8 protein-coding genes are annotated in these 17091 nt (G+C 69.6%); 6 read left to right on the top strand and 2 right to left on the bottom strand.

Going from position 1 to position 17091, the window contains the following annotated elements:
* Positions 1-54 precede the first annotated feature (54 nt).
* The 6 genes from ACFLIM_RS47145 (at position 55) to ACFLIM_RS47120 (ending at position 15992) form a co-directional block, all read left to right on the top strand.
* Entirely contained in the window at positions 55-1080 is a 1026-nt protein-coding gene (locus ACFLIM_RS47145) for an iron-siderophore ABC transporter substrate-binding protein (RefSeq protein WP_393176868.1), read from the top strand.
* 46 nt (positions 1081-1126) lie between these two features.
* Positions 1127-2914, top strand: a complete 1788-nt coding sequence (locus ACFLIM_RS47140) for an ABC transporter ATP-binding protein (protein ID WP_393176866.1) — start codon at positions 1127-1129, stop codon at positions 2912-2914.
* A gap of 44 nt (positions 2915-2958) precedes the next feature.
* Positions 2959-13824, top strand: coding sequence for a non-ribosomal peptide synthetase (locus ACFLIM_RS47135; protein WP_393176864.1), 10866 nt, complete (start codon positions 2959-2961; stop codon positions 13822-13824).
* Entirely contained in the window at positions 13811-15511 is a 1701-nt protein-coding gene (locus tag ACFLIM_RS47130; protein ID WP_393176862.1) for an ABC transporter transmembrane domain-containing protein, read from the top strand. The genes ACFLIM_RS47135 and ACFLIM_RS47130 overlap by 14 nt, the downstream gene beginning before the upstream one ends.
* Before the next feature lie 74 nt (positions 15512-15585).
* Entirely contained in the window at positions 15586-15783 is a 198-nt protein-coding gene (locus tag ACFLIM_RS47125) for a hypothetical protein (RefSeq protein ID WP_393176859.1), read from the top strand.
* Positions 15780-15992 carry an MbtH family protein gene (locus tag ACFLIM_RS47120; protein ID WP_393176857.1) on the top strand — a complete coding sequence of 71 codons (213 nt, stop codon included), beginning with the start codon at positions 15780-15782 and terminating at the stop codon, positions 15990-15992. Before ACFLIM_RS47125 ends, ACFLIM_RS47120 begins: the two co-directional genes overlap by 4 nt.
* A 207-nt stretch (positions 15993-16199) precedes the next feature.
* On the opposite strand, the gene ACFLIM_RS47115 is transcribed toward ACFLIM_RS47120, so the two are convergent.
* Together ACFLIM_RS47115 and ACFLIM_RS47110 are read right to left on the bottom strand one after the other, a co-directional pair.
* The gene (locus tag ACFLIM_RS47115) at positions 16200-16559 is read right to left on the bottom strand and encodes a hypothetical protein (RefSeq protein WP_393176855.1); all 360 of its coding nucleotides are present in this window, start codon (positions 16557-16559) and stop codon (positions 16200-16202) included.
* A gap of 158 nt (positions 16560-16717) precedes the next feature.
* A complete protein-coding gene (locus ACFLIM_RS47110) occupies positions 16718-16879 on the bottom strand; it encodes a hypothetical protein (RefSeq protein WP_393176853.1) in 162 nt (53 codons plus the stop codon).
* Positions 16880-17091: the final 212 nt, after the last annotated feature.

Below are 17091 nucleotides of genomic sequence, written 5' to 3'. Positions count from 1 at the left end.
CGCAGCGGATCGCACGACAGCAAGGGATTCCGAATGCTCCAACGAACACCAGTTATGAAGACCTTGCGGCGGTTCGCAGCGGTACTGTCCGCTGCGACCCTCAGCGTCGGCCTCATCGCGGGATGCGGTTCCGACTCGGCGGACAAGCCGAGCGGCACGGCCGCGGCCACCACGGGTGGCGCGTTCCCGGTCACCGTGGAGCACGCGTTCGGGTCCACGCAGATCACCAAGGCTCCCGAGCGGGTCGTCTCCGTCGGCTACACCGACGACCAGGCCATCCTGGCGCTCGGTGTGAAGCCGGTCGGCATGGTCGACCAGTACCCGAACCCGCCGGGCAAGACTCCCGACATCAACACCCAGTGGCCCTGGGTGAAGGACAAGTGGGGCGACACCCGCCCCGCGGTCATCATGACCAACGGGGACTCCGGCCCGAACTATGAGAAGATCGCCGCCCTGCGGCCGGATCTGATCATCGCGGTCTACTCCGAGATCGACCAGGCCGCCTACGACCGGCTCTCCAAGATCGCGCCAACGGTGGGCCGCACCAAGGGCGAGGCGGAGCCGTTCAGTGCGCCGTGGCAGGACAACGCGGTGCACATCGCCAAGGCGCTCGGCAAGGCGGACGAGGGCGCGCAGCTGGTGAAGGACATCGAGGACAAGCTCGACGCGGCCCGTAAGGCGAACCCGGAGTTCGCAGGCCGAACGGCCGTCGCGGTGTCCTGGTACAAGAATTCGGTCGCGCCGTTCACCACCACCGACGTGCGCGGACGACTGGTGTCGGGCATCGGCTTCAAGGGCGCGACAGAGATCGACAAGATCGCGGGCGGCAGCTTCTACACTGTGCTGTCTCCCGAACGCATCGACCTGATCGACGTCGACCACATCTTCGTCATCGCCGACCAGGCGGACCAGGAGGCGCTGAAGAAGTTCAAGTTGTTCGCCAACCTGCCCGCGGTCAAGAACGGCAAGGTGTCGTACCTGCTGGACAGCGAGGGCCCGGCGATCGGCGCGGCCATGTCGCAGGGCACCCTGCTGTCCCTGCCGTACGCGATCGACGAACTCGTCAAGTCGGCCGGCTAGAGATGCCGGTAAACGTGTCCTATCACCGACCTGCCGTGGTCCGGGCGTGAGCACCACCGACACGCGCGTCGCCTCGACCATCCTGCGCACGGCGACCGGACGCGAGGCCACCCGATGGGTCGCGGCGCACTCCCGCGACGTGCCATGGCTGACGATCGCCACCGTGCTCACCACGGTGGCCGGGGCGGCGCTCCAGGTGCTGCCGGTGCTCCTGCTCGGCCAGGTGGTCGACGGGGTGGTCGAGGGCGAACCGCAGTCGATCCTGGTCACGATCGGGGTGCTGATGGTGGCCGCCGCGCTGCTCGGCTCGGCGGCCACCGCGGCGTCGACGTACCTGATCGGGCGGCTGGGCGCGGATCTGCTCGCGCGGCTGCGGGAAGGCGCCGTCCGGGCGGTGCTGGGCATGCCGAGCGCGCGGATCGAGCAGGTCGGCCGGGGCGACGTGCTGTCGAGGGTCGGTGACGATGTGGCCGTGGTGTCCAAGGGCATCCGGACCGCCATCCCCACGGTGTTCTCGTCGGGAGTGCTGGTCGTCATCGCCACGGTCGGCATGTTCGGGCTGGACTGGCGGCTCGGCCTGGCGGGTGCCGGCGCGCTGCCCGCGTACGGGCTGGCCCTGCGCTGGTATCTCCCTCGGTCCGCACCGCTCTACCAGAAGCAGCGGGAAGCCCAGGCCGATCGCGCGCAGGCGTTGATCAGTGGCCTGAACGGGATCGACACCGTCCGGGCGTACCGCCTTGAGGACGCCTTCCGCGAGCAGGTCACCAGCGAGTCGTGGCGGGTACGCGATCTCGGCGTCGAAGTGTTCCGGTTCTTCGGCCGGTTCGTCGGCAGGGAGAACCGCGCCGAGTTCATCGGGCTGGTCCTGATCATCGTGGTGGGGTACGTCCTGCTGGAGACCGATGCCGCCACCCTGGGCGAGGTGTCGGCGGCCCCGCTGCTGTTCCACCGGCTGTTCAACCCACTGGGCGCCATCATGTTCACCTTCGACGAGGCGCAGAAGTCGGGCGCGAGTCTGACCCGGCTGGTCGGGGTGCTGGACGAGGCCACGGAGGAAAGGCTGGTGGGTCGGGTGGCCGTCGCGTCGGCAGACGCCGAGCCGTATCCGGTGACGGTGGAGGGGCTGACGTTCAGCTATCCCGATTCCGAGCGGCCGGTCCTGCGGGATGTCAACCTGGTGATCCCGGCGGGCGGTTCGCTCGCGCTGGTGGGGGCGACGGGCGCGGGCAAGACGACCCTGGCGGCGCTGATCGCGGGCATCGGGACCCCGCAGGCCGGGTCGGTCCGCATCGGATCGACCGATCTCGCCGACCTGGACGAGGCCGGGGCGCGGGCCCTGGTGAGCATCCTGACGCAGGAGACGCATGTGTTCTCCGGTCCGCTCGCCGACGACCTGCGGCTGGCCGCGCCGAAGGCGACCGACGCCGAGCTGATGGACGCGTTGCGCAAGGTTGGCGCCGATACGTGGGTCGCGGCGCTGGACGATGGGCTGGACACCGTGGTCGGCGAGGGCGGTGAGCGCCTGGACGGCACCAAGGTCGCCCAGATCGCCCTGGCTCGGCTGGTACTGGGCCGATCGCCGGTAGTGGTGCTGGACGAGTCGACCGCGGAGGCGGGCAGCCAGGGCGCCGCCGAGTTGGAGCGGGCCGTGTCGGCCGCGTGTCTGGGCCGCACCACGCTGTTCGTGGCGCACCGGCTGACCCAGGCAATGGCGGCGGACCGCATCGCCGTGCTGGACGCGGGACGCGTTGTGGAGCAGGGAACCCACGAGGAACTGGTGGCTCTGGGCGGCCGGTACGCGCGACTGTGGCGTGCGTGGCAAGAAGGCAGTTAGGGAACGTTGAATCTTCATATTTGAAAGGGACGGCTGAGTCTTCGATGATGGAACCGAGTACTCGTCTCGCACTGCTTTCTCCCGCGCGCCTGGCCGATGTGCGCCGGCGGACCGGCGAATATTCCGACAGGACCATCACCAAAGCGTGCGCCATTGGGCTGGCCTACTGGGCGACGGGCCAGAGCCCCGACGACCTCGACCTCACCTCCGGCACTCTGTTCGCCGACGTCCTCGGATGGGTCGACAACGGCGGGGACGGGGTCGGCGGCTGGGAGGTCGGCGCGGACGGCCGGAGCATCACCGTCCCCGAGGGCGTCGCGCTGACCGACGCGCAGCTCACGCTGGACGATCTGGCCGACTTCCCGGATCGGCCCATAGACACCATCAGCCCGTCCAGTGTGACGGCACGGCTCGAAGCCCTGGCCGAGTGGAACGACAACAAGGCCGACCGGGTCCGCCCGACCATCGTGGAGATGTTCCGCGAGCAGGCTCGGACCAGGCCGGACGCCATCGCCATCGTCGATGAACATCGATCGCTGACCTATCGTGAGGCGGCCGAGTTGTCCAACCAGCTGGCCCACCACCTGGTCGAACGCGGACTCACCACCGAACAGGTCGTCGGCATCTCGCTGGGTCGCTCCGCCGAGATGGTGATCGGTCTGCTGGGCGTGCTCCAGGCGGGGTGCGCATTCGTGCCGCTCGATCCGCAGTGGCCGGCCGCTCGCCGAGCGGTCGTCATCGACGACGCCCAGGTCGTGGTGCAGCTCGATGACTCCGGCGAGCACGACGCGGGTGAACCGGAAGCCGTGGCCGTCGACCTCGACGACTGGCAGTTCGGTTCGTATCCCACCGAGAACACCGAGGTCGTCATCCCCGGTCCCGCCCTGGCATACGTGATCTTCACGTCCGGGTCGACCGGGCGGCCCAAGGGCGCGATGATCCGGCACGAGGCGATCAGCGAGCGCCTGCTGTGGCAGGGTAACGAGATCCTCGGCTTCGGCCACGACGACGCGGCGCTGTTCAAGGCGCCGCTGTCGTTCGACATCTCCATCAACGAGATCTTCCTGCCGCTGGTGTACGGCGGCAGGCTGGTGGTCCTGCGGCCCGGCGGTGAACGCGACCCGCACCACCTGCTGAACGTGATCAGCGAGCAGCGCGTCACCTTCACGTACCTGGTGTCGTCCATGCTGGACGTACTGCTGGAGATCGCGGGCGACTCCGGGCGGCTGGACAGTCTGAGGCACGTGTGGTGCGGCGGCGAGGTGCTGACCCCGGAGCTGTACGAACGGTTCCGCACCCGGCTCGACATCCCCATGTACCACGGCTACGGCCCGGCCGAGACGACGATCGGTGTCTCGCACGTCATCTACCGAGGCGCGGCGGAACGCCTGTCGACGTCGATCGGCAAGGCCAACCCCAACACCGAGTTGTACGTACTGGACGAGGAGCTCCGCCCGGTCCCGGTCGGTGTCGGCGGTGAGCTGTACGTGGGCGGATTCCTGCTGGGGCGCGGGTACGTCAACGCGCCCGGCCTGACGGCATCCCGGTTCGTGGCGAATCCTTTCGCCGGGGACGGGTCCCGGCTGTACCGGACCGGTGACCTCGCGCGGTTCGCCCCGGACGGGTCGCTGGACTTCCTCGGCCGGGCCGACAACCAGATCAAGATCCGCGGCATGCGGCTGGAGATCGAGGATGTCGAGGTCGGTCTCGCGGAGCACCCCCGGGTACGGCATACCTGTGTCATCGCGAAGAAGAACACGGCGGGCGGCACATACCTGGTGGGGTACGTGATCCCGGTGGCCGGGAGCGAGGACCTGCGGGGAGACGAGGTCAAGGCGTGGGCGGCCGAGCACATGGTCGAGTACATGGTGCCCGCGCACATCGTCGTGATGAAGGAGTTCCCGCTCACTCCGAACGGCAAGCTGAACCGGAGCGCGTTGCCGGATCCGGCGATCGAGGGGGGCTCGTTCATCCCGCCCACCACCGAGAACGAGCGCGTGGTGTGCGCGGCGGTCGCGTCGGTATTACGGCTGGACGAGGTCGGTGTCGACCAGGACTTCTTCAGACTCGGCGGAGACAGCATTCTGGCGATCTCGCTGCTGAGCGCGCTGCGCGACACGGGCCTCTATGTCACGGCGACGCAGATTTTCACCAACAGCACCGTGGGGGCGCTGGCGGCGGTGGCGAGCAGTGATGATGTCTCCACTGTGGACCGCGGGGATGTCGCGACCGGTTCCGTCGCAGGGGCGCCCATCGTGCAGTGGCTCGGCGAGAGCACGGACGCGATCGACGGCTTCGTGCAGTCGGTGGTGCTGAACACCCCGGCGGACCTGACCGCCGATGCCCTCGGCGAGATGCTCGCCGCCGTGGTCAAGCGGCACGACATGCTGCGCGCCAAGGTGGTGCGCGGCGACCGTTGGGGCTTCGACATCCCGGAGGCGGACCCGGCCTTCGCGGGGTGCCAGGAGAGCGACCGGCCGCTCGACGAGTGCGTCGAGCTCGCCACCGACGGGCTGGACCCGGACAACGGCGTGATGCTTCGTGCCGTCTGGCGGCGCGAGGCACGACAACTGGTCGTGGTCATCCATCACGTGGTGATCGACGGCGTGTCATGGCGGGTCCTGATGGAGGACCTGGCCACGGCGTGGCGGCAGCTCACCTCCGGCACGCTGATCGAGTTGCCTCCGGTGGGCACGTCGTTCCGGCGCTGGACACAGTTGCTGGAGCGCGCGGCGTTCGACGCGGACCGCGGCTACTTCCAGCGTCCCCTGCCGGGAGCGGACGGACCGTTGGGCAGGCGTCCACTGTCCGAATCCGATATCGTCGCACGTGAGAGGGTTCGGGCCGTCTCGGTCGACCCCGAGGTCACAGCCGCGCTGTTGGGCGAGATTCCCGCGAGGTTCCACGCGGGCGTCAACGACGTGCTGCTGACCGCGCTCGCCGTCGCCCTCGCCCGGTGGCGCCGCGACCTCGGGCAGGATCAGACGTTCGCGCACATCGAACTAGAGGGCCACGGCCGCGAAGGACGGTTCGTCGCGGGCGCTGTCGACTTCGAGCCGGACCTGTCGCGGACCGTGGGCTGGTTCACCACGCTCTTCCCGGTGACCGTGGACCCTGGCGCGACGGCCGATTTCACCGCCCCCGAGTACCTGTCCGCCGCACTCAAGGCGGTCAAGGAAGACCTCGCTCAGGTGCCGAGCAACGGCGTGTCCTATGGCGCCCTGCGATACCTGACCGGCACCCGGTTCGACGCGTCCGCCCCGCAGGTGTTGTTCAACTACCTGGGCCGCTTCGACGCGGGCGCGTCCGGGGACTGGCAGCTCGCGGGCGCCACGGGGCAGTTGGGCGAAAAGCGCGACCCGAGGATGCGCATGCCGCGCGTCCTGGAGTTCAACGCGATCGCCGAACCCGGCTCGACCGGCGAGTACGAGCTGGTCACCACCATCTCGTGGCCGGACGGGGTGTTCGCCGACGAGGACACCGCGACGATCGGCGCGTACTTCCGGGTGGCCTTGACCGGGCTGGCCGCGCTGGACCAGGGCGGCCACTCCCCCAGCGACTTCGGCGCGGTGTCTCTCACGCAGGCCGATGTCGACGTCCTGGACGGCCCGGCGCTGCGGGACATCCTGCCGCTGACCCCGCTGCAGGAGGGCCTGTACTTCCACTCGGTCTTCGACGACGACTCGGCGGGCAGCTACGTCGAGCAGCAGATACTGACGCTGGACGGTGTTGTGGACGCCGACCGGCTCGCGGCGGCGGCCACCCGGCTGCTCGCGCTGTACCCCAACCTGGCCGCGCGGTTCGTGGCCCTCGCCGACGGCCGCGTGGTCTCGGTGCTGGAGAGCGGGGTGGAGGCGCCGTTCGCCATGCTGGAGCGCCCCGGCATCACCGACGACGAGATCCGCGACTACGCCGAGCGGGACCGCCGCGCCGGGTTCGACCTGGCCACCGGCCCGCTGATGCGGTACACCCTCATCAGCACGGGTTCCAGCCAGAACGTCCTGGTGCAGACCGTGCACCACATCATCGCCGACGGCTGGTCGGTGCCCCCTATGCTGCGCGCGCTACTGGCCGAGTATCACGCACCAGGGACCGTGTACCCGCAGATCGGCTTCCCCGGCTACGTGCGCCGGCTCGCCGCACGCGACGATGACGAGAGCGACCGGGTATGGCGCGATCAGCTCGCCGGCCTGCCCGGCCCTTCGCTGGTCGCCGAGGGGCACACCCCGTCCGACCGGTTCGCGGAAACCGCTGTGGAGCCGGATGACGACATCGACGCGGCCGTCCGGTCGGCGGGTGCGCCGCTGAGCGTCGCCGTGCACAGCGCGTGGGCGGTGACGCTGGGCGGCATCGTGCACGGCAAGGACGTGGTGTTCGGTTCCACCGTGTCCGGGCGTGACGCGGATGTGCCGGGCATCAAGGACCTGGTGGGGCTGCTCATCAACACGATTCCCGTGCGCGCCCGATGGGACGGCACCACCACGTCGGGCGAACTGCTCGGCTCGGTGCGGGAACACCAGAGCGCGGTGTTGCCGCACCAGCATGTCTCGCTGACCAGGATCGGCCGCCAGATCGGCAGCGGCCCCCTGTTCGACACCCTGGTGGTGTTCGACGTCGCGACCGATGTGGACAGTCTGCGACGGCCTGGCGACGAGTTCGTCATCACCGGCATCGTGAACGAGGGCGCCCCGCACTACCCGTTGACGCTGGTGGTGGAGCGCGCACTCGACGGCCGGCCGCGTTTCAACCTGATCTACGACGGCGAACTGCTGCGGGAGACGCACGCCCAGGCGATCCTGCGCACGTTCACCCGGACCCTGACCGGCCTGCTCACCCGGCCGAACGACCTGGTGCACGGCGCCGGACACTCCGCGCGGATCACCCCGACGGCCTTGGGCGGACTGTTCGACGCCGCCGCGAACCGCGACCCGGCCGCCACCGCCGTCACCCAATGCGGTCTCGACGGCATCACCCGATCGCTGACCTATGGCGAACTGGCAGAGGCGAAGAACGAGCTGGCCTCGGCGCTGCGCGCAGCCGGGGTCGGACCGGGCAAACGGGTCGCCGTCGCTGTCCCGCGTTCCCTTGAGCAGGTCGTCGCCCTGGTCGCGATCGTCACCGCGGGCGGCGCGTACGTGCCGCTGGATCTGGCGTACCCGGATGAACGGCTGGAGTACATCCTCGCTGACGCCGCCCCGCAGGTCGTTCTCGTGGACCGGGAACAGCGGGACCGCTTCACGAAGCTGTCGGCCAGGGCTGACGTGCCGGCCCGCGTGCTCGTGCAGGAAGACGAGCTGCCGCTGGACACCACCGCGCCCGAGGTCAGCTGGCACGACCCGGCGTACGTGATCTACACGTCCGGATCGACCGGCAGACCCAAGGGTGTCGTCGTCCCGCACTCCAGCGTGGTGACGCTGCTCGCGAACACCCAGCCTGACATGGACTTCGGTCCGCACGACGTGTGGGTCCAGTTCCACTCCTACTCCTTCGACTTCGCGGTGTGGGAGCTATGGGGCGCGCTGGCGCACGGCGGTGAGCTGCTGGTGCCGGAGTACGGGTTGACCCGCTCCCCCGTCGACTTCCACCGGCTGGTCCGCGAGCGCGGAGTGACCGTGCTCAACCAGACCCCGTCGGCGTTCTACCAGTTCAACGAGGCCGACCGGCACGCCGGCGAGCCGGTCACCTCGCTACGCCGGATCATCTTCGGTGGCGAGGCACTGGATCTCGGGCGGCTGCGCGGCTGGGTCGAGCGGCATGGCACCGGCTCGCCCGAGCTGGTCAACATGTACGGCATCACCGAGACCACCGTCCACGTCACCCACCGGGTGCTGACCGACGAGGACTTCGCCTTCGGCGACGACGTCAGTCCGATCGGTGGCCCGATCCCCGGCCTGGTCATCTACCTGCTCGACGACCGGCTCCGGCCGGTGCCGCCGGGCCTGGTGGGCGCCATCTACGTCGCCGGCGAACAGGTGGCGCTCGGCTACCTGGGCAGGCCGGGGCTCACCGCGGGCCGGTTCGTGGCGAATCCGTTCGCGGACGACGGCTCCCGCATGTACCACACGGGCGACCTCGCCCGCCGCACGCTCGACGGCGAGCTGGAGTTCACCGGCCGCGCCGACGATCAGGTGCAGCTCAAGGGTTTCCGCATCGAGCCCGGCGAGGTGGAGTCCGCGATCAGGGAGCTCGACGGCGTGGTCGATGTGGCCATCACCGTGGCCGACAGCGGCGATCACCTGGTCGCGCACGTCGTGGGTCGGGTGCCCGACGACTTCACCGGCCTCCTGTCGACGAAGCTGCCCGCGCACATGGTGCCGGGCCGGGTGCTGCGGGTCGGCACCCTGCCGCTGACGGTCAACGGCAAGCTGGACCGGAAGGCCCTGAGCGAGCGCGCCGCGCAGGACGACACCCCGGTGCTCGCGAGTGATTCCACGCTGGCCGCACTGACCGGCATTTTCGCCGAGACGCTACCCGGCTGCGATGTGGACGGCGACACCGACTTCTTCAGGGCCGGGGGCGACAGCATCGTCGCCATCACCGTGGTCAACCGGGCCAGGGCGCTCGGCCTGCCCATCGCCCCACGGGACGTGTTCTTGTTCAGGACGCCGCGCGCACTCGCCGGACACCTGGGGACGCGCACGCCGCCGGCCACGGCGTCCGCGCCCGCCCGCCGCGAGGACGGCCCGCTGACACCGACGCCGATCATCCTGCGCCAACGGGAACTGGGCGGCTCTCTCGCCCGGTTCGCCCAGGCCAGGACACTGGTAGCACCCGAGGGAACCGAGTTCGCCGACGCCGAGCGCGCCGCGAACGCCATCGTGGCCGCGCACCCGGCCCTCCGGCTGCGGCTGCGCGTCGAGCACGGGGTGTGGGCGCTGCGCACCGAACCCGCCCACGAGGTCACCGTCGTCCGGACGGACCCGGCCGACGCGACGGCCGCGGCGAACGAAGCCGCCGGACGGCTCGATCCCGAGTCCGGGGGGGTGATCGCGTTCTCGTGGCTGGCGGCGAGCCGGACCTTGGTGGTCGCCGTCCACCACCTCGCCGTCGACTCGGTGTCCTGGCTGGTCCTGCTGGACGACCTGGCCGCCGCCATGCGCAGGACGGCCTTGACGCCGCCGACCACGTCCTTTGCCGAGTACGCCGACGCGCTGACGGTCCGGTCCGCCCATGTGATCGACGACCTCGAGCGCTGGGTCACCACGCTCGAAGCGCCCGCGCTGCTGCCCGTGATCGGGAGGCTGCGCGAGACCACTGTGGAGGTCGCGCCCGATGTGACCGCCCGCGTGACGCGTGCCGCGCCCGCCGTACTCGGCGTCGGTCTCACCGAGTTGCTGTGCGGCGCGCTGCGAACCGCGCTGACGCACATCCAACCGTCGCCCACCGATCTCGCGATCGAGCTGGAGCGGCATGGCCGGGTCCCGGTGCTCGAACACCACGACTACACCCGCACGGTCGGCTGGTTCACCTCCATCGCACCCGTACGGCTCACGGCGCACACCGACCCCGTCGCGGCGGCGCGCGAGCTCACCGAACGCCAGCCGGACGAGCGCGGGCATGTCGCCTACGGCCAGCTCAGGTACCTCAACCCGCAGACGGCACCGCTGCTGAACGCGCGCCCACAGGTGCTGTTCAACTACCTCGGCCGGGGCAGCGAGTCCCAGTCGCTACACATCACCGGCGGCGACCAGGGCAGCCCGTACGCCGTAGAGGTCAACGCGTGGATCGACGCGGCCACCGGGAGCCTGCGCGCGGCCTTCACCCTCGCCGAAGGCATCCCCGACGAGCTCACCGAGCACTGGCGGCGCGCGCTGGAGCGAATCGCGGACGCCTCCGCGACGGCCGAGTGGACGGCGCCGGTGACCCCGCTCCAAAAAGGCCTGTTCTTCCAGGCCCAGCTGGCGGGCCCGGCCGGACACTATGTCGCCCAGAACTACTTCACCTTCGACCGGCGTCTAGACACCGACGCCCTGGCCGAGGCGATGGCGTACGTGATCGCGCGGCACCCGGTCGTGGGCGCCGGTTTCACCACCGACGTCGACGGAGACCCGGTCCAGGTCCTCGCAGCGGGCCGGCGGGTCGATGTCCGCACGGTCGTGCTGTCGACGGACGCGGAAGTCGAAGCCCTGCGCGCCCAGGACCGCGACACGGGCTTCGACCCGGATGAGCCGCCGCTGATCCGGCTGACCGTGGTGCGCCTGCCCGACGGCCGCGACGGCCTGCTGCTGAGCTACCACCTGCTGCTGTGGGACGGCTGGTCACGCGAGATCGTGCTGCGGGACCTGTTCGACGCCTACCAGGCCGTCGTCACGGGAGAACCGCTGGACCCGGCCCCGGCCACGCCGAGCTTCGAGGACTACGCCCGGGCGCTCGACGCCAAGGACTTCTCTGTGTCCGAACGCTTCTGGGCGGAGCACCTGACCGGCCTCCCAGGCCCGACGCTGCTCGCCGGACCATCACCGTCGCTTCCGGACGAGCTGCCGCACGTACTCGTGCACACACTGTCCGCCGAACAGTCGGAACTGCTGCGGGAAACGGCCAGGATGCACGGTGTCACGCTGAACTCGGTGCTGACCGGCGCGTTCGGCCTGCTGTTGGGCGCGCACACAGGCCGGAGTGACGCGGTGTTCGGCGTGACCGTCTCCGGCCGGGAGGGCGAGGGCCTGGCCGACATCGTCGGCGTGCTGCTCAACACCGTGCCCATGCGGACGCGGGCACGGCCGGATGACACGGTGCGGGAGTACCTGTCCGCCGTGCAGGCGGCCAGAGTCGCGGCGATGGAGCACGAGCACCTGGGGCTCGGCGAGATCCAGCGGGCCAGTGGACACGACACCCTGTTCGACAACCTGTTCGTGCTCCAGAACTTCCTGGACATGGATGCGTTCGCCAAGATGAACGCCAGGCACGGCATCATCGCGGTGCGGGCCGATGACTCCACGCACTACCCGTTCACCTGGGTCGTCACGCCCGGCGACCGGCTCACGGTCAAGCTGGAGTATCGCGACGACAACGCGGAGCGCGCCCGTGCTCTCCTGGACGACTACCTGCGCGTGCTCGAAGATCTGGCCCGCGCGACCGGGCCGGTGGGCGCGCTGCGAGGTTCGGGGCCGGAGCCTGAGCCGGCCGAACGCATGGACGTCGGCACGGACACCGTGGTCGACCGGTTCGACCAGGCGGCGGACCGCAGCCCGCGGCAGACCGCACTCGTCGCCCACGGCCGGACCATGACCTTCGCCCAGCTTCGGGACCGCAGTCGCGCGGTGGCGGGTGTGCTCGCCCAGCGCGGCATCGGCCCTGAGATGACCGTGGGTCTCGCGATCCCGCGTTCTCTCGACTCGATCGTGGCGCTGTTCGCCGTGCTGCGTGTCGGCGCCGCGTACGTGCCGCTGGAGCTGGACCACCCGGACGAGCGGATCGCCGCGATCGTCGCGGACGCCCGCCCCGACGTGATCCTCACCGTGAGCGCCGTCTCTCCCCGGCTGACCGGTGACCTGATCGAGCTGGACCGCCCCCTGCCCGAGGCCGAGCCTTTCATGACGTTCGCGCCGGACGACCCGGACCGCCTGCGACACCCCGCGTACACGATCTACACCTCCGGATCGACCGGGAAGCCCAAGGGCGTGGTGACCGAGTACGCCGGGCTCACCAACATGCTCATCAACCACCAGCGCCGGATCTTCGAGCCGGTGCTGGTGGAGCACGCCCACCGGGTCTTCCGGATCGCGCACACCGTGTCGTTCGCGTTCGACATGTCGTGGGAGGAACTCCTGTGGCTCGCCGATGGCCACGAGGTGCACATCTGCGACGAGGAACTGCGACGCGACGCGCCCCGGCTGGTCGCGTACTGCCTTGAGCACGGGATCGACGTCATCAACGTGACCCCCACCTACGCACAGCAGCTGGTGGCCGAGGGGCTGCTCGACGACCCCGCCCGGCGACCCGCGCTGGTGCTGCTGGGCGGCGAGGCGGTCACCCCGGCGTTGTGGCGACGGCTCGCCGAGACCGAGGGGACAGTCGGCTACAACCTGTACGGACCCACCGAGTACACCATCAACACCCTCGGCGTCGGCACCTTCGAGTGCCAGGACCCGGTGGTGGGCGTGGCGATCGACAACACCGACGTGTACGTGCTGGACCCGTGGCTGCGGCCCGTGCCGGACGGCGTGCCCGGTGAACTGTACGTGTCGGGTATCGGCATCGCGCGCGGCTACCTCGGGCAGCCCGCCCAGACCGCGCACCGGTTCGTCGCGTGCCCGTTCGGCGAACCTGGCGAGCGCATGTACCGCACCGGGGACCTCGCGGTCCGGCGGCCCGACGGGAACCTGATGTACCTGGGCCGCACCGACCAGCAAGTCAAGATCCGGGGGCACCGGGTCGAGCCGGGCGAAGTCGAGGCCGCGTTCGCGGCACATCCGGCGGTGCGGTTCGCCGCCGCGGTCGCCCAGCCCGACCCGCAGGTCGACGGCGCGTACCGGCTGGCCGCGTACCTCGTACTGGGCGACTCCGACCTGGCGACGGTCGCTGCCGAGGTGGGCGCCGGGCTGCCGGACTACCTGCGCCCCACACACTACGCCCAGGTCGATGCCATCCCGCTGACAGTGAACGGGAAAGCCGACGCCAAGGCGCTGCCGGAGGCCAGGCCATTGGGCGCGCTGACCACCTCGGGCGAGCGTGGCCCGGTGACCGAGACCGAGACCGTGGTGTGCGAGTTCTTCGCCGAGGCCCTGGACCTGAATGATGACGAGGTGAGCGCGGTGAGCGACTTCATGTCCCTCGGGGGGCACTCCATGCTGGCGGTGCGGCTGATCGGGCTGCTCCGCCGCGAGTACGGTCCCGCGATCACCGTTCGTGATCTGCTCACCCTGCGAACCCCGGAAGCGATTGCCCGGCACCTCGATGACAACTCCTGACAAGCAGCGGCCCCGCACGGGGTCCGACATCCTCTGGACCGCACTGCGGCGCAACGCGGGCGCCATGACCTGGGGCACGATCCTCATGGGCATGTACCAGGCCGGCGAGACCGCCTTCCCCATCGCGCTCGGCCTGATCGTCGAACACACGATGCGGGACCGCAGCCTCGGCTCTCTCGGCTTGTCGATCGCCGCGCTGGCCGTGATCATCACGACCGTGTCACTGTCGTGGCGGTTCGGGATGCGCATCCTGCAGCAGGCCAACACGACCGAGGCACACCGCTGGCGGGTGCGGGTCGCGGCCTGCGGACTCCAACCGGTGGCCAGGAGCGTCGACCTCAAGTCCGGCGAGGTCCTGACCATCGCCACCGAGGACGCCGACCAGACCGCCGACATCATCGAGGTGGTGCCGCTGCTGATCAGCTCACTGGTCGCGGTACTGATCACAGCGGTCGCGCTGGGCCTGGCCAGCGTCCGGCTCGGCCTGCTGGTGATCGTGGGGACCATCGCGATCCTGTCGATCCTGAGCGTGATGTCCAAACGGATCGGCGCCGGCACCCGCGAACAGCAGGCCCGGGTGGCGCGCGCGGGCGCGAAGGTCGCCGACCTGATCATCGGCCTGCGGCCGCTGCACGGCTTCGGCGGCAACCACGCGGCGTTCCTGTCCTACCGGAAGGTCAGTACGGAGGCGAAAAGCCAGGCGATAACCGTCGCCAAGGTGAACGGCGCGTACGCCGGCACCGCGCTGGCACTCAATGCGATCCTCGCCGCCGCTGTGACCCTGACGGCGGGCTGGCTGGCGTTCAACGGCCAGATCACCATCGGAGAGCTCGTCATGGCCGTGGGGCTGGCGCAGTTCATCATGGAACCGCTCAGGCTGTTCTCAGAGATGCCGAAGTACGTGATGATCGCGCGCGCGTCGGCCGAGCGGATGGCGCTGGTGCTGGCCGCGCCTCCAGTGATGACCCCAGGCCCGGAGCGCCTGTCCGCAGGCGGAGACCTCGAGGTCGACAGCGTGCGATACGGGTCCCTGCGCGAGCTGAAGTTCCACGTGTCCGCCGGCGAGTTCGTGGCGATCGCCGCCTACCAGCCGCGCGCGGCCGCCGACCTCGCGTCGATCCTGGCCGTGCACGTCCCGCCCGGCACGTATGAGGGTGTGGTACGGGTCAGCGGGCGGGAGATGGAGGACCTGTCGATCGAGGCGGTCCGCGAGCACATGCTGGTGAACCCGTACGACGGGGAGATCTTCGCGGGCACCCTCCGCACGAACATAGACCCGGCGGGCGCCGGCCGTATGGTCCCCGAGGCCGTCGAGGCGTCCATGCTGACCGACGTCGTCGCCCTCCACCGCGAAGGACTCGATTACGGCGTCCGCGACCGCGGCGCGAACCTTTCCGGTGGGCAGCGCCAACGGCTGTCCTTGGCCCGCGCCCTCGCCGCCGACGCTGACATCCTGGTCCTGCATGACCCGACGACAGCCGTCGACGCGGTCACCGAACAGCTCATCGCGCGCAGCCTCGCGAAGCTACGCCAGAACCGCACCACCATCGTGATCACCAGCAGCCCGGCCCTCCTGGACGCCGCCGACCGTGTCCTCGTCCTGGAAAGCGGCGTCATCACCGCAGAGGACACCCATCGGAACCTCCTCACCACCGACGAGAACTACCGCCTGGCCGTGGCCCGATGACCTCTAGGGAGACCAGGCGGTGGACTGACAGGAAGGGGGACGCTCGAGGTCGCCGCCACGGCGCCATCGAGTACGTGCCGACCGGCGCCCTGAACGCCGACCTGACGTTCAGCTTTTACGAACCGCACAGTGACGGCCCCGTCACCTGCCTGCTGGAACACGCCAGTGAACTCTTCGACCAGGCCACCGTCCAGCGTCTGGCCGACGATCTGATCACCATCCTCGACGGCGCGCCGACCGCCCCGTCGGACTCCGAAAGGGACCAAGCATGACCACCAACCCGTTCGACGACGCCGACGGCCGCTTCCTGGTCCTGGTCAACGCCGAGAACCAGTACTCGTTGTGGCCCTCCTTCGCTGAGGTCCCCGTCGGCTGGACCATCGTTTTCTCCGAGAACACCCGCGCCGCCTGCCTGGACTACATCGAGAGACACTGGACCGACCTGCGCCCTCGTTCCCTGGCCAAGACCATGAACGGCTGACCACAGGCAAGCCCTTCCCCGGCCTCCGCCCGGGAAGGGCAAGAACTGCCTGCCCGATGCTGCACGTCAACCCCAAGATGCTCGCCCGGCTCGACGAAATTGCGCGCGCCGAGAGGGCACTGGAGCCCGCCATCGCACGTGCGGGTTCGTCCAGCGCGCTCGTCGGCCAGCCTTGGAAGCCCTGGCCAAGGCACCTGCCCTGCTGGGCTAGCGCAGCCACCGCAGAGCTGCGTCGGCGCAGTCCTCGGGGCTGCTGTTGAATGCGATGGCTGCGTCGGGCGCGTGCTGCCGGACCAGGTTGACCACCTTCTCGAAGAATTCGAGCAACGGCTCGTGCGTGCGGATGCCGCCCCCGATCACCACGCAGACGTAGTCTTTGCGGGTCAGCGCCTCCACGATCGCTCCTTCGGGGTTCTCGTCGAGCGCCACCAGGCACCAGTCGGCCTCGATACCATGATCGTCGAAACGGGCCTGACCGCGTGCTATCGCCGCCTGGACCGGCTCGGGGTCCCAGCCCTGGATCTTGGCGGGATCGAGACCGAGCACCAGTACTCGTGCCACTGTCACGCGTCCTCCTTCTCGCAGAACGTTTTCCACGCCAGATGGTTGAAGGTGGGTGCCTGGGTCCATCGACATTGTCGATCTCCTCCAGAGGGCGCCACATTATCCCGATTTTGCCAGGCACGCTTCTCGACGTGCTCTCGTCAGTGTGACAGGACGTTGCGCTAGCCGAGGCGAGGACTGGGCCAGCGCGATCGAGGACAGCCACCGGACGTGACGTCCGGGGCCAGCACCTCCATCAAGCCGGCGATGCTGCCGCCGAGCGCGGCCTCCAGGAAACGCTCGGCGGCGGTTTGGGGATTGACAAGCGGGGCGGCATACGTCATCCTGAAAATGCGACCGGGAAGACTGGTCTTTTTAGCGTGGACAAATTAAATTAGAGCGAGTACGCTCGTGCTTCCACGCTGCCTTTTTGACGACCCGCGATGCTTGCTCACGTTGCGAGGTTGTCTGGCGTGCGTGTAGTCAGTCCGCCGCGAGCCCTCGGAAGGACATCTGTTGGCAGCCTCGCGCAACGCCTCCGCCGTACCCGCTGGTC

The organism is Nonomuraea marmarensis (genome assembly GCF_043197025.1).
GTDB lineage: Bacteria > Actinomycetota > Actinomycetes > Streptosporangiales > Streptosporangiaceae > Nonomuraea > Nonomuraea marmarensis.
This window is presented reverse-complemented; position numbering and strand designations above follow the sequence as displayed.